We start from the raw sequence: 19246 nt of genomic DNA, 5'->3' as shown, positions 1-19246 counted from the left end.
GGCTTGCGCTGCCGACTGTCCCCGGTTCGGGTCAGGCCGCAGGCCCAAGCGATGCCAGTGGCGCGTTCTGCAAGTAGTTCTTCGACAGGTAGCTCATGAAGTTGTCGCGGAACTGCCGCGTATGGGCATGGGCAAGCGCATCGGCGCGGGCGACATCCCGGTCGCGGATCGCGGCCAGCATCTCGTCATGCTCGTCGGTCAGCAGCACACCCTCGTTGCCCTGCTCCAGATAGGCAAAGTGCAGGTGCAGCATGCGCCGCCCGTGGTTCAGCAGCCTTTCATAGAAGGCCGCGAGATATGGGTTCCGGCCGGCGTGGGCGATGGCCATGTGGAAAGCCTTGTTCGCTTCGGACATGGCCAGGTGATCACCCCGCTGCACCGTCGCGACGAACTCCTTCTGGCGGCGGGCGATGGTCTTGAGGTCAATATCCGTGCGCAGCTCGGCCGCCAGACGGGTGTTCATCCGCTGGGCAACGTCCAGCGCCTCGACATATTTCGGAAAGCTCTGCACGTCGATCGGCGCGACCACGGTCGAGCGGTTCGACAGGGTGACGACCAGCTCGTCCCCCGCCAGGCGGATCAGCGCCTCGCGGACAGGCGAGCGCGACATCGAGAATCGCTCGGCCAGCGAGGTCTCGTCCAGCACCGCGCCCGGCTGCAGGTGCAACGACAGGATTTCGTCCCGCAACGTCTCGTAGGCGAAGCGCACTCCGCTGCCCTTGACCCGCTTCGGTTCCGTCTCATTCCGCATGTCTTGGCTCCCGGCACCCACGCGCCGGGCAGCTTAGACCATCGCAGGCCAACAAGTCGACACAGTCCATTTTCGATTTGACGTGTCGTCATGGTGTCGTCATAAGAGGCGCTGGAAGTGCCGCGTTGGGCGACCAGGGGTCGGAAAGGACAAAGTCATGCTGAAGCTTTCGGGGGTTCTGCCTGCGCTTGTGACGCCATTCGACCGCACCGGCGCCATCGACTTCGCTGCCTTCGCGCGGCACCTCGACAGCCTGCGTGCGGCCGGCGTATCGGGTTGGGTGCCGTGCGGCTCGTCGGGCGAGTACAACCTGCTCAGCGATGCCGAGCGCGACAGCGTGCTGACCTTCGTCCGGGACCACGCCCGCCCCGGCGCGTTGCTGATCGCCGGCACCAATGCGCCCTCGACCGCCGGAGTGATCGCCAATACGCGCCGCGCCAGGGAACTCGGTTATCATGCCGTCCTTCTGGCCGTGCCCTTCTACACCAGGCCGACCCAGGCCGAGATCATCCGCCACTTCGAGACCGTGACCGCGGCCACCGACATGGACATCGTTCTGTATTCCTACCCCGGCAAGGACGGAGTCGAGATCGGCTACGAGGCGCTGGATGCGCTGGCCGACAATCCCCGGATCATCGCGATCAAGGAAAGCTCGGGCGTCTTGCAGCGGGCCATCGGCATCTCGACGCACTATGCGGGCCGCATCCAGCTGGTGTCGGGATCGGACGACATCGCGTGGGATTTCATGCAGTGGGGTGCCGATGCCTGGATCTGCGGGCCGGCCAACTGCATGGCAAGACCCGTCTGCGAAATGGACGCGGCGTTCCGCAGGGGCGACCATGCGCGCGCAAAGGAGATCATGCAGGTGGTCTGGCCGGCGATGAACGTGCTGGAATCCGGCAAGTTCGTGCAGAAGCTGAAATACGGCTGCGAGCTTCAGGGCAACCCGGTCGGCGACTGCCGCATGCCATTCGGTCCGCTGACCGACGCCGAAAAGGCCGAATTCGCCGCCGCCATGCAGCCGATCCTGGCCTGGACCTAGGTCATGGCGACTGTCGTTGTCGGCGCCGGAATCATCGGCACCGCCATCGCGCATGACCTTCAGCGGCGCGGTCGGCCGGCTGTGCTGGTCGGCCGCGACGCACCGGGTAGAGGCGCCTCTTTCGGCAACATGGCCTCGATTGCGGTGACCGAGTTCATGCCGGCCTCCCGCCCCTCTGTCTGGAAAAAGATCCCGGGCTGGATGCTGGACCCCGAGGGCCCGGTCCGGGTTCGACCATCCTGCATGCCAAAGCTTGCGCCCTGGTTCCTGCGCTTTCTCGCCGCGTCGCGTCCCTCCAGGCTGCGCGAGCTGGAAGCACAGGGCGCCGTGCTGTGTGGTCGCGCTCTGGACGACACGCTCGACCGGCTGCGCGACACCGGCCTGTCCGACCAGATCAGCGACGAGGGGTGCCTGTCGCTTTACGCTGATGAGGCTGAGTTCAGGGCCGACCACGATCACATCGAACTGCTTGAACGGTTCGGTTTCCCGCACGAGGTCATCGGACGCCAGGCGATCCGCGCGCTGGAGCCGGAGCTTTCGGACAAGGTCGGCATGGCGGTCCTCTTTCCGCAGAACCGGTCGATGAAGGATCCCTACGGTTTGGTGCTGGCCCTGGCCAGTCGGTTCGTCGGCCTTGGCGGACGGATCGAGCGCGGCGACGTCGCGGGTTTCAACCGGTCGGACCGGATGCGCGAGGTAGTGCTGGCGGACGGGCGCCACCTGCCCGCGGACGAGGTCGTCATCTGCGCCGGGGCCCATTCCGGCAGGCTGGCAAAGTCTCTGGGCGAGCCGATCCCGATGGAAACCGAGCGTGGCTATCACACGCAGATCATGGCACCCAGAATCGGGCTGCGACATTCGATCATCTGGCCCGCAAAGGCCTTCATGGTGACACCCACATCGGGCGGCATCCGTGTCGGCGGCACGGTAGAGATGGCCGGTCTCGATGCCGCGCCCGACTACCGCCGGTCAAAGGTCACGGTCAGGCGCGCGCAGGAGGCATTGCCGAATCTGCGCTGCGAGGACTTCAGTGAATGGATGGGCCACCGTCCCGCCCTGCCGGACACGATTCCGATCCTGTCGGCCAGTGCCCGCACGAAGGGCCTTTTCTACGCCACCGGACACGGGCATCTTGGACTGACCCTGGCCGCCACCACGGCTCGGCTGATGGGGGACCTGATCACGGGGAAGCGGCCTCCGATCGATCTCCATCCCTACCGGATCAACCGTTACTGAGGATCGCACAATGACCCGCAAGGTTTGCATCGTCACCGGAGGAGGGCGAGGTATTGGCGCCGCTGTCGCCCGCGAGATGCATGCGCGCGGATACGCACTGGTGCTGATGTCGCCGTCCGACTCCTGCGAGACCCTGGCCGCCGAACTGGGCGGAGTGGCCCGGCGTGGGGTCGCGCAAAGCGCCGAGGATCTGAAGGCGCTGGTCGATCTGGCGATGTCCACATATGGACGGATCGACTCTGTCCTCAATCATACCGGCCATCCGCCGAAGGGCGACCTTCTGTCCATCCCCGACGAAGGCTGGATGCTCGCGCATGACATGATCCTGGCCTCGGTCATCCGAATGGCCCGTCTGGTCACTCCGGTCATGGAGCAGCAGAAGGGCGGATCCATCGTCAACATCACCACCTATGCCAGTCACGAACCTTCGCTGTGGTTTCCGGCCTCCTGCACCTACCGGGCCGCCGTCTCGACCTTCACCAAGCTCTACTCCGACCGCTATGGGCCGTCCAACATCCGAATGAACTGCCTGGCGCCCGGCTTCACCGACAGTCTCGACGTGGCAAGGTATGGCGAGCTTGCGGCGCTGAAACGCATCGGGACCGTGCAGGAGCAGGCCAAGGCGGCGGCGTTCCTGCTGACCGATGACAGCAGCTATGTCACGGGTCAGACGCTGCGCGTCGATGGCGGCCTGACAAGGTCGGTCTAACAGGGCGGCGAGCCGGCCTCATGCGGCGGGCGTGAAGTCGAACCGCATGATATGACGATAGGTCTGGCCCGGATCCAGCCGTGCCGACGGAAACTGCGGCATGTTGGGCGAATTCGGGAACCGCTGGGTTTCCGCCGCAAAGCCGGCAAAGCGCGGATAGCGCGCGCCAGCCTTGCCGGGCGTGCCATCGAAATGCGCTCCCGTGTAAAGCTGGAGGCCCGGTTCGGTCGTGTCCAGCCGCATCTGGCGGCCCGAGACCGGATCAAGGGCTCTCAGGCAGGGACGCAGGCCCGTCGCATCGGTGGCGGCGGAAAGGCAGAAACTGTGGTCAAAGCCACCGGGTCCGGGCATCCGGTCCCCCACCTTGCGCAGGCGGCGGAAATCGAACGGAGTATCCGCGACCGCGCGGACTTCTCCGGTAGGGATCAGATGATCATCCACCGGCAGGTAGTGCGCGGCCTCGATCTGCAATTCCTGCCCCAGCACATCACCCGAAGCATGACCGGTCAGGTTGAAATAGGCGTGGTTGACCAGGTTCACCACGGTCGGGGCGTCGGTCGCGGCCTCCATGGTGATGACCAGCTGCAATCCCTCGACCCGATAGGTCACCTTCGCGTCCAGAGCGCCGGGATAGCCCATTTCACCCGCAGGTGAGGTCACGGTCAGAACGGCATGGCTGTCGGAAACGTCCTCGATCCGCCAGTGCTTCGTGTCCAGTCCCGAACGACCACCGTGCAGGTGCTGGTCGCCCTCGTTGCGGTCCAACTGGACCAGACGCCCATCCAGGATGAGCCGACCGCCCGCGATCCGGTTCGAATATCGACCGCAGGTCGCCCCCAGATAACCGCCACGGTCCCGCCAGTCCGACAGGACATCGAACCCGAGGACCACATCCGCCAGCACGCCCCTGCCATCCGGCACCCAAAGCGCCACGAGGCGTGCGCCATAGGTCAGGATGTCGGCCTTCAACCCTTGGGAGCCGGTCAGGACGATGCGCCGGACGTCCTGGCCGTCAATCTGCCCGGCGCTGGTGATGCTGGACATTGCTAGTGCGCCCAATCCTGCGGCAAAAGCGCATCCGGCATGTTCTGGTAGGCGACGGGCCGCAGCCAGCGCCGGATCGACAGGGTGCCGACCGAGGTTGCACCGAAATTCGTGCTGGCCGGGTAGGGGCCGCCGTGGACCTGCGCATCCACGACCTCGACCCCGGTCGGGAAGCCATTGGCGAGGATCCGTCCGGCCTTCCGCTCGAGCACCGGCATCAGGCTGCGCGCAAGGTCCATGTCCGCATCGTCGAGGTGCAGCGTGCAGGTCAGTTGCCCCTGCAGACTGCGTGCGACGGCCTGCATCTCGGCCGCATGACGGACCCGGACGATCAGGCCGAGCGGTCCGAAGACCTCTTCGGCCAGCATGTGGTCGGCTAGCCAGTCCGCGCCGGAAACCTCGAATAGATAGGGTGTGGCATTTCGCAGGTCGCACATCGTGGTCAGCACGGCGCGCACCCCGGTGCCGGCGGCCACGCGGTCGCGGCCTGCCCGGAAGGCCTCGGCAATGCCATCGGTCAGCATGGTCTGCGGGCCGACGGCGCCCACGGCCTCCTTCGCTGCTGCCACGAAGGCATCGGCCTCGGCGCCATCGATCACCACGGCGATGCCGGGATTGGTGCAGAACTGCCCGGCGCCAAGCGTGAGCGAGCCGGCCCAGCCCTTCGCGATCGCCTCACCGCGCGCGGCAAGGGCGGCAGGCAACAGGAACATCGGGTTGACCGACCCCAGCTCGCCGAAGAAGGGGATCGGCTCCGGCCGCGCGGCGCACAGATTGAAAAGCGCCCGGCCACCCGCAAGCGATCCGGTGAAGCCGACCGCCTTGATGAAGGGATGCTGCACCAGTGCCTCGCCGACATCGCGCTTGCCGCCCTGCACCAGACTGCAGGTGCCGCGCGGCATGTCGCAGGCCTGAATGGCGGCCAGGATCGCCTGGGCGACGATCTCTCCGGTTCCCGGATGGGCGGAGTGACCCTTGACCACGACGGGACAGCCCGCCGCCAGCGCCGAGGCCGTGTCTCCGCCCGCCACCGAAAAGGCCAGCGGAAAGTTCGAGGCCCCGAATACCGCGACCGGGCCGATGGGCCGCTGGATCAGCTTCAGGTCGGGGCGCGGCAGCGGCTGCCGATCGGGCAGCGCCGGATCATGGCGCCGGTCCAGCCAGTCGTCCTTCAGGATATGGCTGGCAAACAGCCGCAACTGCATCGTGGTCCGGCCCCGCTCGCCCTCCAGCCGTGCGGCGGGCAAGCCGGTCTCCTGAGTGCCGATCTCGGTGATCGCGGCACCCCGGGCCTCGATCTCGTCGGCGATCCGGTTCAGGAAGGCCGCGCGACCCGCGCGCGAAACGGCTGAGTAGTCGGCAAATGCCGCCTCGGCAGCTTCGCAGGCCGCCTCGACATGAGCGGGGGTTCCGGTTGCGAAGTTGTGCGCCGGGCCGTGGGCCGGCGACGACTGGAATTCCTGGGCGGAGCCCACCCATTCTCCCGCGATCAGGTGCTTTCCTGTCAGCAAGGGAACCTCCCTCAGAAGTCGAAGGCGGCGGTCGTTACCCGCTCGCCAAGGGTCAGCGCATCGGCAACATGGACCATCGGGGCAAGGTCCACCTCGCTTTCGCCCCGGCGGACCAGATGCGCCATGCGGGCATAGAGTGCCGGGTATTCGCCCATGATCGAGTTTTCCCCTGCCATCGGTCTTCCGTCGATTTCAAGGACATTGCCGCCCATTCGCAAGGCAAGTTCCCCCCGGTCGGTCCGGACGCTGATGTCCCAGGTCTGCGGGCCTTCCTGACGCCAGTCGAAATCGGCCGTGACATTGCCGGTGAAGGTCAGTTGTGCCGCGATGGGTGTCTGCCGGTTGGCCGGAAACTCCAGCCGCGCCTTTGTCAGGTGGACGGGCTGCGGCAGGATCTCGGTCAGGATCGACAGGGCGTTGATGCCGGGATCGAAGACCCCCATCCCGCCGGGTTCGAACACCCAATCCTGGCCGGGGTGCCATTTGCGCACGTCCTCGCGCCAGGTGATGTGGGCCTCGTGCACCGCCTTGTCGGCAAGCCAGGCCTTCGCCGGGGCAACCGCATGGGCCATGCGGCTGTGCCAGGTGGCATAGAGTGTCAGGCCCCGGTCGCGTGCCAGAGCCTGAAGCTCATGCACCTCGGCCAGAGTGGCGCCGGGGGGCTTCTCCAGCATCACATGCCTCCCGGCCAGAAGCGCGGCCTCGGCATAGTCGAAGCGCGGGACGGGGGGCAGACACAACGACACCACGGGCACGTCCGGTCGTTCCGCAAGAAAGGTCGCGAAGTCGGAGAAGGCCGGCACCCCGGGAACGCTGCCCTTGCGGCTGACGGTTGCTGCAAGCTCCCAGTCGGGGCTGGCCGCGATCGCCGGGACGTGCTGATCCAGCGCGATCTTGCCGATGCCGACCAGGGCGACCTTCATCTTCGGCATCAGTGGCTCTCCCGCGCGACGGCGTTGCCGCGGCAGCCGACCAGGAAATCCATGTCGGCGCCCTTGTCCGCGCCCTGCACGTGATCGTGGTAAAGTTTGGCATAGCCCGAGGCCGGGGGTTCCACCGGCGGCTTCCAGGCGGCGAGGCGGGCCTTCAGTTCCTCGTCGGGAATGTCGAGATGAATGCGCCGCGCCTCAACGTCCAGTTCGATCATGTCGCCGTTGCGGACAACGGCCAGCGGGCCGCCGCGCGCGGCCTCGGGCGAGGTGTGCAGGACGACCGTGCCATAGGCGGTGCCGGACATGCGCGCATCCGAGATGCGCACCATGTCGGTGATGCCCTTGCGCAGGACCTTGGGCGGCAGGCCCATGTTGCCCACCTCGGCCATGCCGGGATAGCCGCGGGGCCCGCAGTTCTTCAGCACCATCACGCAGGTCTCGTCAATGTCCAGGCTCTCATCCTCGATCTTTGCCTTATAGTCGTCGATATCCTCGAAGACGACCGCGCGGCCGCGGTGCTTCATCAGGGCAGGGGTGGCGGCCGAGGGCTTCAGGACCGCGCCATCGGGGGCGAGGTTGCCCTTGACCACCACGATCCCGCCCGACTGGGTCAGCGCCTTTTCGGCCGGAAGGATCACATCGTCGTTGTGGATGCGGGCGTCCTTGACCTCGTCCCAGATCGGCCCGCCGCTGACCGTCAGTGCGTCCTTGTTCAGCATCCCGGCTTCGCCCAGACGCTTGATGACGGCCGGCAGACCGCCGGCATAGAAGAACTCCTCCATCAGGTATTTGCCCGAGGGCATCAGGTTGACGATGGTCGGCACGCCCTTGCCCCAGTTGTCCCAGTCGTTGAGCGTTAGGTCGATGCCGCAGCGGCCGGCGATGGCCAGAAGGTGGATGACGGCGTTGGTCGATCCGCCGATGGCCGCGTTGGTACGGATCGCGTTCTGGAAGGCCTCGCGTGTCAGGATATGGGATGGCCGGAGGTCGTCCTTCACCATCTGCACGATGCGCCGCCCGGTCAGCTGCGCCATGACCCGACGGCGGCTGTCCACCGCAGGGATCGCCGCGTTGCCGGACAGCGTCATCCCCAGTGCCTCGGCCATGGAGGCCATGGTGGAGGCGGTGCCCATCGTGTTGCAGGACCCGGGCGAGCGGGACATCGAAGCCTCGGCCTCGACGAACTCGGCGGCGGTCATCTCGCCCGCCTTCACCGCCTCGGAGAACTTCCACAGATGCGTGCCCGAGCCGACGCGCTCACCCCGGAAGTAACCGTTCAGCATCGGTCCGCCGGAGACCATGATGGTGGGCAGATCGACCGATGCCGCACCCATCAGCAACGACGGCGTGGTCTTGTCGCAGCCGACCAGACAGACGACGCCGTCCATCATCTGGCCACGGATCGTCTCCTCGACCGCCATCGCGGCGAGGTTGCGGAACATCATCGCGGTCGGACGAAATGCGCTTTCAGAGACCGAGAAAACCGGCACGATGATCGGGAAGCCGCCGGCCTCGTAAACCCCATGCTTCACCCGCTCGGCCAGGTCGTTCAGGTGCGCATTGCAGGGATTCGCCTCGCTGAAGGTGTTCAGGATGCCGATGACCGGACGTCCGTCGAACAGGTCGGCGGGGAGACCCTGGTTCTTCATCCACGAGCGGTGGTAGATCGCATCCTTCGAGGTGCCGGAGAACCATTCCTGCGACCGCAACTTGCGTGGCCAGGGGGCGGGTTTGAAGCTGGACATCTCGGGTTCCTTACAGGGCTTGGACACGGGTTGCGCCGGAAGACTTCGGCGCGAAGGTCAGGGTGTTGCGAAGCGGCTGACCGAAGTCGGCAACCTCGATCTCGAAGATGTCGCCGGCCTGTGTCTTGATGCCGTCGGCAAAGGACAGGGTGGCGGTGCCGAAATAGTGGACGTGGAGGTCCCCAGGCTGGCGGAAGATGGCATACTTGAAGTGGTGGTGTTCAAGGTTCGCCAGCGTGTGCGACATGTTGGCCTCGCCGCTCAGAAAAGGCTTCTCCCAGAGGGTCTTGCCGTCGCGCAGGATGCGGGAATGGCCGCGGACATCGGGGGGCAGGTCGCCCACCAGGATTTCGGGGCCGAAGGAGGCCACCCGCAGCTTGGAATGAGCAAGCCAGAGGTAGTTCACCCGCTCTGTGACATGGTCCGAGAATTCATTGCCCAGCGCCCAGCCGATCCGGTGCGGAGTGCCGTCGGGGCCGATCAGGTAGATCCCGGCGATTTCCGGTTCCTCGCCACCGTCCTCGGCGAAGCCCGGGGCTTCGAGGGCCGCACCAGGGGCGACCGCGGCATAGCCGTTGCCCTTGTAGAACCATTCGGGCTGCGCACCGACCTCGCCCGGGGCGGGGCGGCCGCCTTCCAGTCCCATGCGGAACATCTTCATGCTGTCGGTCAGGGTCTCGGCGCCTTCCAGCTTGGCATGCATCGCGTCCCGGGCGGAGGCCGAGCCAAGGTGGGTCAGCCCCGTCCCGGTCAGATGCAGATGCGCTGGGTCCGGGTGACTGACCGGCAGCTCGAAGGTGGCGCGGGTCAGGTCCACTGTCTCGCCCAGCCCACGGCGGCCGATTTCGGCGGCGATCCCCTGCCCGGACCTGATGGCCGCCTGCGCCAGTTCGTAGACCGAGGCGGTATTGCGCAGGACGCGCGCCTCGTCGCCCTGACGGACGACCACGCCGATCCCCTTGACCGTGGACAGATGCATGACGGATCTCACTTGTTCTTGTTGTAGACGTCGAAGATCACGGCAGCGAGCAGCACCAGCCCCTTGATCATCTGCTGGTAGTCGATGCCGACGCCAAGGATCGACATGCCCATGTTCATCACGCCCATGATCAGCGCCCCGATCACCACGCCGATGATCTTCCCAGATCCGCCGGTCATCGAGGCCCCGCCGATGAACACGGCGGCGATGGCGTCCAATTCGAACCCTGTTCCGGCTTTCGGGGTGGCCGAGTTCAGGCGCGCGGTGACCATCATGCCGGCCAGGGCCGCCAGCACGCCCATGTTGACGAAACAGGCAAAGACCAGGCGTTCGGTGTTTATTCCGGACAGCTTGGCCGCCTTTTCGTTGCCGCCCACGGCATAGATGCGGCGGCCCTGAACCGTGTTCTCGGTGAAGAAGGCATAAAGCACGATCAGGACGGTCAGCACGACCAGAACGTTCGGCAGGCCCCGGAAACTGGCGAGCTGCCAGCCCACGAAGGCCATGGCGGCTGCGATCACCAGGGTCCGGCCCCAGAACAGGCCGCCGGGCTCGGGCGTGATGCCGAATTCCGCATCGCGCTTGCGGGCGCGCAGTCCGATCCAGATCACGATCGCGATGGCCAGCGCCGCGATGATCAGGGTCAGCCCGTGCGGCTTCATCACCCCGGTCAGGTCGGGAATGAAGCCCGAGGACATGGCCTGGAACTCTTTCGGGAACGGACCGATGTTCTGCCCGCCCAGAAGCCACAGCGTCGCGCCGCGGAACACCAGCATCCCTGCCAGCGTGACGATGAAGCTGGGGATGCGCCAGTAGGCCACCCAGTAGCCCTGCGCCGCCCCGATCAGCCCGCCCACCAGCAATGTCAGCGGGATCACCGCCCAGACCGGCAGGCCCTGCTTGACCGTCAGCCAGGCTGCCACCGCCCCGGTAAAGGCCGCGACCGAGCCCACCGACAAGTCGATGTGGCCCGAGACAATGATGAGAAGCATGCCCAGCGCCAGGATGATGACGTGGCCGTTCTGCAGGAAGATGTTGGTGATGTTCGGAGCCTGCAGGAACATCGGCTTGCCCTGCATGGATACCAGCAGTGAAAACAGCGCCACGATGGCGACCAGCGCCAGGAGCATGCCGTTTTCGCGGAGATGTCCGCCCAAGGAGCTTTGCTTTTCAGCCATTCACGCCACCTTCCCCGTGGTCTTGCCGTTGTCCTTCACGATCAGCGCCATGATCTTTTCCTGGCTTGCTTCGTCGCGCGTCAGCTCGCCGACGATGCGGCCCTCGTTCATCACATAGATCCGGTCGCACATGCCCAGAAGCTCGGGCATCTCGGACGAGATCATCAGCACGCCGCGGCCCTGGTCGGCGAGATCCTTCATGATCGTGTAGATCTCGAATTTCGCGCCCACGTCGATGCCGCGGGTGGGTTCGTCGAGGATCAAGAGCTCGGGGTCGGTGAACAGCCATTTCGACAGCACCACCTTCTGCTGGTTCCCGCCGGACAGGTTCACCACCTTCTGCTGCACGCCAGGGGTGCGGATCGCCAGCTGCTTGCGGTAGGTCTCGGCCACCTGCGCCTCGCGCCGCTTGTCGAGGATGGAGTTCTTCGCGATGCCGACCAGGTTGGCCAGGCTGATGTTCCTCAGGATCGGCTCTTCCAGGATCAGGCCCAGCGCCTTGCGGTCCTCGGTGACGTAAGAGATGCCCGCCTCGATCGCCTTGGTCACGGTCGAGACATCGACAGGTTTGCCGTGCATCTTCACGGACCCCTGGTGCCCCTTGCCGTAGCTACGTCCGAAGATCGACATGGCCAGTTCGGTGCGGCCGGTGCCCATGAGCCCCGCAATGCCCACGATCTCGCCCTTGCGGACGTTCAGCGAGACGGCCTTGATCATCTGCCGTCCCGCCTGTTCGGGGTGCCAGCAGGACCAGTTCTCGACCTCGAACAGAATCTCGCCGGGGTGGCTTTCGCGCTCGGGGTAGCGGTGCGCCATGTCGCGGCCGACCATGTCCTTGATGATGCGGTCCTCGGAAATCTCGTCCTTGGTCAGGGTGGAAACCGAGGTGCCGTCGCGGATCACCGTGATCCGGTCCGCGACGCGGGAAATCTCGTTCAGCTTGTGGCTGATGATGATCTGGGTCACGCCGCGTGCCTTCAGGTCCAGCATCAGGTCGAGAAGCCGGTCGGCGTCAGCCTCCTGAAGGGCAGCGGTTGGTTCGTCCAGGATCAGGAGGCGCACGTTCTTCGACAGGGCCTTGGCGATCTCGATCAGCTGCTGCTTGCCGACGCCCAGCTTGCCGACGACAGCGCCCGGAGGCTCGTTGAGGCCAACCTGGCGCAACAGGTCTTCGGTCTTCTTGAACGCCATCGGCCAGGAGATGACGCCGTTCGACGCCACCTCGTTGCCCAGGAACAGATTCTCGGCAATCGACAGGAGGGGGATCAGCGCAAGTTCCTGGTGAATGATGATGATGCCCTTGTGCTCGCTGTCGCGGATCCCGCGGTTGTGCAGCGGCTGACCCTCATAGATGATCTCGCCTTCGTAGGTGCCGTGCGGATAGACACCCGACAGCACCTTCATCAGCGTGGATTTTCCGGCGCCGTTCTCGCCGCAAATGGCATGGATTTCCCCGGCCTCGACCGTCAGGCTGACCCGATCAAGCGCCTTGACGCCCGGGAAGACCCTGGTGATCTCCCGCATTTCAAGAAGTGTGGTCATGATCCCTCCCCCAGGGGATCCCGCCTGCGCGGGAGCGGCGCAGGCGGGCCCTTCGGCTCAGCCTACTTCAGCTGGTCCGCGGTGTAGTAGCCCGAACCGACCAGGACTTCCTCGTAGTTCGAGATGTCCACCGAGACCGGCTCCAGCAGGTAGGACGGCACGACCTTCACGCCGTTGTCGTAGGTCGAGGTATCGTTGATCTCGGGCTCGCCGCCGGCAAGAACCGCGTCCACCATCTTGACGGTGACCTTGGCGAGTTCGCGGGTGTCCTTGAAGATGGTCGAATACTGCTCGCCCGCGATCATCGACTTGACGGACGGGATCTCGGCGTCCTGGCCGGTGACGATCGGCATCTTCAGGTCGCCCGAGCCGTAGCCCACGCCCTTGACCGACGACAGGATGCCGATCGACAGGCCGTCGTAGGGCGACAGCACGCCGTGCAGCTGCTTGTCGCCGTAGTTCGAGGTCAGAAGGTTGTCCATCCGCGCCTGGGCAACGGCGCCATCCCAGCGCAGGGTGCCGACCACATCCATGCCCATCTGACCCGACGGGATGACGATGTCGCCCGAATCGATCATCGGCTGCAGGATCGACATCGCGCCATTGTAGAAGAAGAAGGCGTTGTTGTCGTCCGGGCTGCCGCCGAACAGTTCGACGTTCCACGGCTTCACATCCGGGAAACGTTCCTTTAGGCCCTTCACCAGGCTTTCCGCCTGCTGCACGCCGACCTTGAAGTTGTCGAAGGTGGCGTAGTAGTCGACCGAGCCGCTGTCGCGGATCAGTCGGTCATAGGCGATGACCTTGATCCCCTGCGCGGCGGCATTATCCAGCGCGTTCGACAGCGTCGTGCCGTCGATGGCCGCGATCACCAGTGCCTTGACGCCCGAGGTGATCATGTTCTCGATCTGGTTCAGCTGCGTCGGGATGTCATCCTCGGCATATTGCAGGTCGGTGGCGTAGCCGGCCTCCTGGAAGGCCTTCACCATCGACTCGCCGTCCGAGATCCAGCGCGACGAGGATTTCGTGGGCATCGCAATGCCGATGGTGCCCTTGTCCTGGGCGAAGGCAGGCAGCGCGGACAGCGCAGCGGTGGTACCGGCAAGGGCCATAAGGCCGCGGCGGGTCAAGATCATCTTGTTTCCTCCCGATGATTCTTCATTTGCATCCGCTTTGGGCGTGCCTTTGCAGCCCTTGCTCACGGACGCGCCGCAGATTGCGTGGACAACCCATATCTGTCAAATAGGGTTTATGAAGAGATACATGATGATTTCGTTATGAATCAAACCGAGGCCGGTCTTTCGATCCAGCTGCGCCGGCTGAAACCCGTGCAATTGCGGCTGCTAGCAGAACTGGACCAGGCCGGCGCATTGGGCGTGGCGGCCGCACGGATCGGGATTGCCCAGCCGGCCGCCTCGCGGTTGCTGGCCGACATGGAGGCCCTGCTCGGCCTGTCCCTGCACGAACGTCAGGGGCGCGGGTTGCAGTTGACCGCCGTCGGTAGAGCCCTCGCCCGGCGCGCGGCCCGGATCGAGATCGAACTGGCCGACGCCGCGCGCGACATGGCCGAGGCTGCCACCGGAAGGGCGGGCGTGGTCCGGGTGGGCGCGGTGACCGGCCCAGCGCTCAGTCTGGTCATGCCGACCCTGATCGCCTTGCAGTCGGATCTTCCCGACTTCCGGGCCGAGGTGACGGTGGCGACCTCGGTCACGCTGTGCGATCTGCTACGCGAGGGGCGGCTGGATTTCGCGCTCGCGCGGCTGTCACCCGGCGAGACACAGCTTGAGGCGCGCGTGCTGGCGGGAGAGCCCTTGTCGCTGGTGGTCCGGCGCGGCCATCCGCTGCTGGTCAGGCCGATCCTGTCACTGCATGACCTGCTCGGGTTCGACTGGGTCATGGGCGACGACGAAACCCTGCTCACGCAAACCGTGGTCAGCCGGTTGACCGAACTGGACCTTCCGTTGCCGAAGCGTCGGATCTCGACCTCTTCCTTCCTGTTCACCCTCGCCCTTCTGAACCAGACCGACGCCATTGCGCCGCTGGCAACACCGGTCATTGACAGTTTCGCGGGCAATCCATCGGTGCCCTTCGTGTCCCTGCCCATCGACCTTGGCCTGGCCGTGGCCCCGTTCAGCCTGGTGACCCGGATCGGCGCCCAGATGACCCCCTCGGCCCAGCGGCTGGCGGATGCGGTGCTGGCCGCGTCCTAGGCATTCCGATCCAGCCAGTCGGCGAAGGCGGACACCACCTCCGCGTCGCAGTCCACCAGATGCTGCGGAGCAGGGTAGTCGCCTTCGTGCACATCGTTGACGAAGCGGCCCATGGCCTCGATCCGCATGGCTTGCAGCTGGTCGTATTCGGCGGCGAAATCCGCATATACCTTGGCGTGGCGCGGGACCTTGCCCCGGTTCTGGCCCAGCACGTCGTCGGCAAAAAGGTACTGCGCGTGCCCGCCCGCCCCCGCGCCCATCGAAATGAGGAAGAGCTTGCTCTTCTCGGCAATGAGGCGCGTGATGGAATGCGGCACGACCTCGATTTCCGCCGCGAAGGCGCCGGCCTCTTCCAGCGCCCTGCACTGGGCCCAGACCAGTTGCGCCGTCTCCAGCGTCTTTCCCACTGCCTTGAACCCGCCGGTCCAGGTGCGTTTCGAGGGGATCAGGCCGACATGACCGCAAACCGGCAACCCGTGATCGGCCATGGCGCGCACGGTCGCCAGTGAACCAGAGCAGTAGAACCCGTCCGCGCCGTGCTTGTAGAGCGGGAAGGCCCAGCGCAGGAAATCATCCGTCCCGCCAATTTCGTAGAAGTTGTCACCGGGAAAGGCGAAGGCGTCCGGGGCAGCCTCGCGGAAACGGCGGTCCATCACCATGGCGGGCGGCACGGACAAGAGCTCGACGCCGGCCCGGGCCGCGGCCTCGGCTTCCTCCAGCGTCTCGACCCGCAGCATGGCGAACTGATGCGTGCCACGCGCATCCATCAGGTCCCTGACAGTGGGCGGGGCCATCACGCCACCTCGACAAACACGCGATCACCCTCGACCTTCACCGGGAAGGTCCTGAGGTTCACGCAAACCGGTGCGCGCCTGGCCTCTCCGGTGCGGTAGTCGAACTGGCCGTTGTGCTTTGGGCACTCGATCAGATGGCCCATCACCAGGCCGTCGCAGAGATGGACCTGCTCATGCGTGCAAAGACCGGCCGTCGCGAAGAATTCGCCCTCCGGCGAATGGTAGATGGCAAAGGTCTGGCCAGCGTGATCCCAGCGGATCAGGTCCTCGGCGTCGATGTCGGCGGTCGAACAGGCGTCAATCCAGGGCATGATCCGTCCTCATTCTGCGGCGGCCGGACGCATCATGCCCGGCACATACTGGTGGAAATCCTCGCGGTAGGGCTTGGCCATGGGGGGCAGTGCACGCTTCAGGAAGTAGTCCTCGTTCCGCACCTGGCGCAGGATCGCTGGCCACATTTCCCGGAAGGCCTCGGCAATCGAGCGGTTGGGCGGCGGCAAGTCGTCCTTGATGACCTCGTGCAGACGGGGCAGCGCGTGGTAGGGCACCATCGGGAACATGTGGTGTTCGACATGGTAATTCATGTTCCAGTAGATGAACCGGCTGATCGGGTTCATGTAGACCGTTCGGCTGTTCAGCCGGTGATCCACCACGTTGTCGGCCAGGCCGCCGTGCTGGAGAAGCCCGGTCATGACGTGGTGCCAGGCGCCATACATCCGGGGCAGGCCGATCACCATAAGCGGCAGGATCGAGCCCATCCAGACCGCAAGCCCGATCGTCGCGGCATAGATCGCGACGTAGACGATGGCGACTCGCTGCACCTTGCCCCATTCGCTTTGCGGCACATAAGTGCGCTCTTCCGGCGTCGGGCCGGAAACGGCGTTCCTCAGGATGCGCGGGATGAAGGCGATCACGTCGAGGATACCGAAGAAGTTCAGGATCAGCTTGGCCACTTCCGGTGGACGCATCACGGCGATCTCGGGATCGCGGCCGACGAAATAGGTCTCGGAATGGTGGCGGGCGTGGCTCCAGCGCCAGGTGGCCGAGTTGCGCATGATCATGAAGCTGGCGATCTCGTAGACGACGTTGTTCATCCAAGGCGTGCGGAAGGCGGTGCCGTGCCCGCATTCGTGCCAGCGCGAATCCGAGGCCGAACCGTAAAGCACGCCGTAGGCCAGCCAGAACGGCGCCGACCACCACGAAGGCCAGAGCGCGATGCCGATGCCCGCCAGCAGGATCATGCTGCCGTAAAGGATGATCGTGTCGCGGATCGCCGGCGCGTCGCTGCGTGCCATCAGATCCTTCATCACCTTGCGTGGCACCTCGGTGTGATACCACTCGGCCGCCGTCAGCCCGCTTTCCACGGCGCGCGCGGCGTCAGGACCGAACAGGCTGTAGTTGCGCTTGCCCATGTGTGACCCCCGTCTCCCTGCGCTTCCTGCCAGAAACGCCTCCTGCCATCGTGCATAGGTTGGGCCGGGTCCGATCGCCAAGTGCCTGGCTTGCAGGTTTCGTCATGATCCATCATGATCCGGCAAAGCCCTGATAGATTTTCGTCAAGCGTTATGGCAAATCGCCCCACCATTCATGACGTCGCCCGCGAGGCGGGCGTGTCCAGCGCCACGGTGGACCGCGTCCTGAACGGGCGCGAAAGGGTTCGCGAGGAAACCGCGCGCAAGGTCTACGAGGCCGCCCGCCTGATCGGATATCATGCCGCACCCCTTATCGGACAAAGGGTGCAGGTGGACCTGCCGCGCCTGCGGTTGGGTCTGGTGCTGCACAAGGAAAGGCAGGCCTTCTACCAGGCCTTCAAGGCCGAGGCCGAAAGGGCGGTGACCAGGGCGACGGGCGTCCGGGCTTCGATCCAGGTCGCCTTTGCGGCCTCGCAGTCGCCAAAGGACTTCACCGAACTGATGGAAGGCATGGTCGGTCGCGTCGATGCAGTCGCCGCGACAGCGGTAACACATCCCGAAGTGACCGAAGCCGTCATGCGCCTCAATTCCAGGGGCATACCCTGCTTTGCGCTCCTGAACGACTTCGGCCAGGGAGTCCGGCAAAACTATCTTGGCCTCAACAACTTGAAGGTCGGGCGGATTGCGGCGCACATGATCGCGACCGCCTCGCGCCACGCGGGCAAGATCGCGGTCTTCGTCGGCGGCTATCGCTGGCACGGTCACGAGCTGCGCGAAACCGGCGTCCGCAGCTACTTCCGGGAACACGCGCCTCAGTTCCAGGTCCTCGATACCCTGATCAACCTTGAAACCCGGCAACTGACCTACGAAGCGACGCTGGACCTGCTTTCCCGCCACCCCGATCTCCGCGGCATCTACTGTGCGGGTGGCGGGATGGAGGGTGCCATCGCTGCGGTCCGCGAGGCTCGGGCCCCGGGCGAGGTGGCGCTGGTCGTCAACGAGCTTACGCCAGAAAGCCGCGCGGCGCTGATCGGGCGCCATGTTACAATGGTGATCGCAACGCCGCTTCAAAGGCTTTGCGACGATCTGATCCGGCTGGCAACCGCGGCCGTGACGGACGGCATGGTGCCTGTTCAGGGTCAGCATTTCCTGCCTCCCGACCTTTACCTTCCTGAAAGCGTCTGACGAAAAACTGTCAGACTAACATGGCCACCTTCGTCAGGAATGATGGGATCGTTCCTATGCCGATTGACGCGGCCGGAGAGTCTCGGGGAAGGTCCGGCCAAGGAAGTCGTCGCGGTTGGGGAGGCCGGGGATGGTGCAGTTTGCGTTGAACCACATGACAGTGGCGCGGCTGTCCTTTCGCGATCTTGTCGCGCTGGCGAAGCGGCTGGGCTGTATTGGCGTCGAAGTCAGGAACGACCTGCCACAGCCGCTATTCGACGGCATGGATCCGGCAGAAGCGGGCGCTCATGTGCGGCAGAGCGGACTGCGGCTCCTGGCTGTGGCGGAGGTAAAGCGGTTCAACGACTGGTCGTCCGACAAGGAAGCCGAGGCGCTTGCCCTGATGCGCATTGCCCGGGCCGCCGGGGCCGAGGCTGTCAGCCTGATCCCGCGCAACGACAACTTGGGCATGGGCAACGGCGAGCGGCAGGCATCCTTGCGCGTCGCGCTTAAGGCGCTGAAACCGATGCTCGAGGATCACGGGCTGGTCGGCATGGTCGAGCCCCTGGGCTTCGAGATCTGCGCCTTGCGCTTCAAGTCCGAGGCGGTCGAGGGGATCGAGGCGGTCGGCGGCAGGGGCCGCTTCAAGCTGGTGCACGACACCTTCCACCACACGCTGGCCCATGGCGGTCCACTGTTCCCCGAACATACCGGGATCGTGCATGTCTCGGGCGTGGTGGACCAGGAGGTTGGCATCGCCGACATGCGCGACCCGCACCGGGTGCTGGTCACGCCGCAGGACCGGCTGGGCAACGTGGAGCAGATCGCGGCGCTGCTGGCTGCGGGATGGAACGGGCCGATCAGCTTCGAGGCGTTCTCGCCAGAGGTGCACGCCTTCGCCGATCCTGGCGCCGCGCTGGCGAAGTCCTTCGAAGTCATCCGCCAGGGCATTGCCGCCCGCGCTGCCTGAGTTCCGGACCCCGGAAGAAACGGGTCCTTC

The 19246-nt window shown here is 65.3% G+C and carries 18 protein-coding genes; 6 read left to right on the top strand and 12 right to left on the bottom strand.

The features are described from left to right. Nucleotides 1-31: 31 nt before the first annotated feature. On the bottom strand, nucleotides 32-751 hold the full coding sequence (locus tag ACK4IU_RS03340; protein ID WP_409731653.1) for a GntR family transcriptional regulator: 720 nt from the start codon (nucleotides 749-751) through the stop codon (nucleotides 32-34). Between the two features lie 157 nt (nucleotides 752-908). Between ACK4IU_RS03340 and ACK4IU_RS03335 the strand changes: the two genes are divergently transcribed. The 3 genes from ACK4IU_RS03335 to ACK4IU_RS03325 are packed head-to-tail and all read left to right on the top strand — an operon-like array spanning nucleotide 909 to nucleotide 3738. Then, nucleotides 909-1793 (top strand): dihydrodipicolinate synthase family protein, encoded by an 885-nt coding sequence (locus ACK4IU_RS03335; RefSeq protein ID WP_409731651.1) that lies wholly within the window; start codon nucleotides 909-911, stop codon nucleotides 1791-1793. A 3-nt stretch (nucleotides 1794-1796) separates the two neighbouring features. Next, on the top strand, nucleotides 1797-3029 hold the full coding sequence (locus tag ACK4IU_RS03330) for an NAD(P)/FAD-dependent oxidoreductase (RefSeq protein ID WP_409731649.1): 1233 nt from the start codon (nucleotides 1797-1799) through the stop codon (nucleotides 3027-3029). Nucleotides 3030-3039: 10 nt separating this feature from the next. Then, nucleotides 3040-3738, top strand: coding sequence for an SDR family oxidoreductase (locus ACK4IU_RS03325; RefSeq protein WP_409731647.1), 699 nt, complete (start codon nucleotides 3040-3042; stop codon nucleotides 3736-3738). 18 nt (nucleotides 3739-3756) lie between these two features. Here the strand turns inward: ACK4IU_RS03325 and ACK4IU_RS03320 are convergent, their stop codons facing one another. The 8 genes from ACK4IU_RS03320 to chvE form a co-directional block, all read right to left on the bottom strand. Then, nucleotides 3757-4782, bottom strand: coding sequence for an aldose epimerase family protein (locus tag ACK4IU_RS03320; RefSeq protein WP_409731645.1), 1026 nt, complete (start codon nucleotides 4780-4782; stop codon nucleotides 3757-3759). A 2-nt stretch (nucleotides 4783-4784) separates the two neighbouring features. Continuing rightward, nucleotides 4785-6293, bottom strand: coding sequence for an aldehyde dehydrogenase (NADP(+)) (locus ACK4IU_RS03315; RefSeq protein WP_409731643.1), 1509 nt, complete (start codon nucleotides 6291-6293; stop codon nucleotides 4785-4787). Nucleotides 6294-6304: 11 nt separating this feature from the next. Next, nucleotides 6305-7216: a Gfo/Idh/MocA family protein gene (locus ACK4IU_RS03310; protein WP_409731725.1), complete on the bottom strand. Its 912-nt coding sequence runs from the start codon at nucleotides 7214-7216 to the stop codon at nucleotides 6305-6307. Between the two features lie 8 nt (nucleotides 7217-7224). Next, a complete protein-coding gene (gene araD / locus ACK4IU_RS03305; RefSeq protein WP_409731641.1) occupies nucleotides 7225-8970 on the bottom strand; it encodes an L-arabinonate dehydratase in 1746 nt (581 codons plus the stop codon). A 10-nt stretch (nucleotides 8971-8980) separates the two neighbouring features. After that, nucleotides 8981-9949: an AraD1 family protein gene (gene araD1, locus ACK4IU_RS03300; RefSeq protein ID WP_409731639.1), complete on the bottom strand. Its 969-nt coding sequence runs from the start codon at nucleotides 9947-9949 to the stop codon at nucleotides 8981-8983. An 8-nt stretch (nucleotides 9950-9957) separates the two neighbouring features. Continuing rightward, nucleotides 9958-11127: a multiple monosaccharide ABC transporter permease gene (gene mmsB / locus ACK4IU_RS03295; RefSeq protein ID WP_409731637.1), complete on the bottom strand. Its 1170-nt coding sequence runs from the start codon at nucleotides 11125-11127 to the stop codon at nucleotides 9958-9960. Then, nucleotides 11128-12669: a multiple monosaccharide ABC transporter ATP-binding protein gene (mmsA, locus tag ACK4IU_RS03290; RefSeq protein ID WP_409731635.1), complete on the bottom strand. Its 1542-nt coding sequence runs from the start codon at nucleotides 12667-12669 to the stop codon at nucleotides 11128-11130. It abuts the gene before it with no gap. Between the two features lie 62 nt (nucleotides 12670-12731). After that, nucleotides 12732-13778: a multiple monosaccharide ABC transporter substrate-binding protein gene (gene chvE / locus ACK4IU_RS03285; RefSeq protein WP_409731723.1), complete on the bottom strand. Its 1047-nt coding sequence runs from the start codon at nucleotides 13776-13778 to the stop codon at nucleotides 12732-12734. Between the two features lie 165 nt (nucleotides 13779-13943). Here chvE and ACK4IU_RS03280 point away from each other — a divergent pair, with 165 nt between their 5' ends. Next, on the top strand, nucleotides 13944-14876 hold the full coding sequence (locus ACK4IU_RS03280) for a LysR family transcriptional regulator (RefSeq protein ID WP_409731633.1): 933 nt from the start codon (nucleotides 13944-13946) through the stop codon (nucleotides 14874-14876). Here the strand turns inward: ACK4IU_RS03280 and ACK4IU_RS03275 are convergent. From ACK4IU_RS03275 to ACK4IU_RS03265, 3 genes are read right to left on the bottom strand one after another with little or no spacing between them, the layout of a single operon-like run. Continuing rightward, a complete protein-coding gene (locus ACK4IU_RS03275; RefSeq protein WP_409731631.1) occupies nucleotides 14873-15670 on the bottom strand; it encodes a 3-methyl-2-oxobutanoate hydroxymethyltransferase in 798 nt (265 codons plus the stop codon). The two genes, ACK4IU_RS03280 and ACK4IU_RS03275, sit on opposite strands and share 4 nt — an antisense overlap. After that, nucleotides 15670-15981, bottom strand: a complete 312-nt coding sequence (locus tag ACK4IU_RS03270) for a MocE family 2Fe-2S type ferredoxin (RefSeq protein WP_409731629.1) — start codon at nucleotides 15979-15981, stop codon at nucleotides 15670-15672. Before ACK4IU_RS03270 ends, ACK4IU_RS03275 begins: the two co-directional genes overlap by 1 nt. Before the next feature lie 9 nt (nucleotides 15982-15990). Beyond that, complete coding sequence (locus ACK4IU_RS03265) at nucleotides 15991-17082, bottom strand: fatty acid desaturase family protein (RefSeq protein WP_409731627.1); 1092 nt, start codon at nucleotides 17080-17082, stop codon at nucleotides 15991-15993. Between the two features lie 153 nt (nucleotides 17083-17235). Between ACK4IU_RS03265 and ACK4IU_RS03260 the strand changes: the two genes are divergently transcribed. Beyond that, the gene (locus ACK4IU_RS03260) at nucleotides 17236-18267 is read left to right on the top strand and encodes a LacI family DNA-binding transcriptional regulator (RefSeq protein ID WP_409731625.1); all 1032 of its coding nucleotides are present in this window, start codon (nucleotides 17236-17238) and stop codon (nucleotides 18265-18267) included. A 130-nt stretch (nucleotides 18268-18397) separates the two neighbouring features. After that, a complete protein-coding gene (locus ACK4IU_RS03255; RefSeq protein WP_409731623.1) occupies nucleotides 18398-19216 on the top strand; it encodes a TIM barrel protein in 819 nt (272 codons plus the stop codon). The last annotated feature ends 30 nt before the right edge of the window (nucleotides 19217-19246 follow it).

Origin of the sequence: Tabrizicola flagellatus (assembly GCF_046295235.1) — a bacterium.
In the GTDB taxonomy this organism is placed as follows: Bacteria; Pseudomonadota; Alphaproteobacteria; order Rhodobacterales; family Rhodobacteraceae; genus Tabrizicola; species Tabrizicola flagellata_A.
Note: the sequence above shows the minus strand (reverse complement) of the source record. Positions and strands in the feature narration are given on the sequence as shown.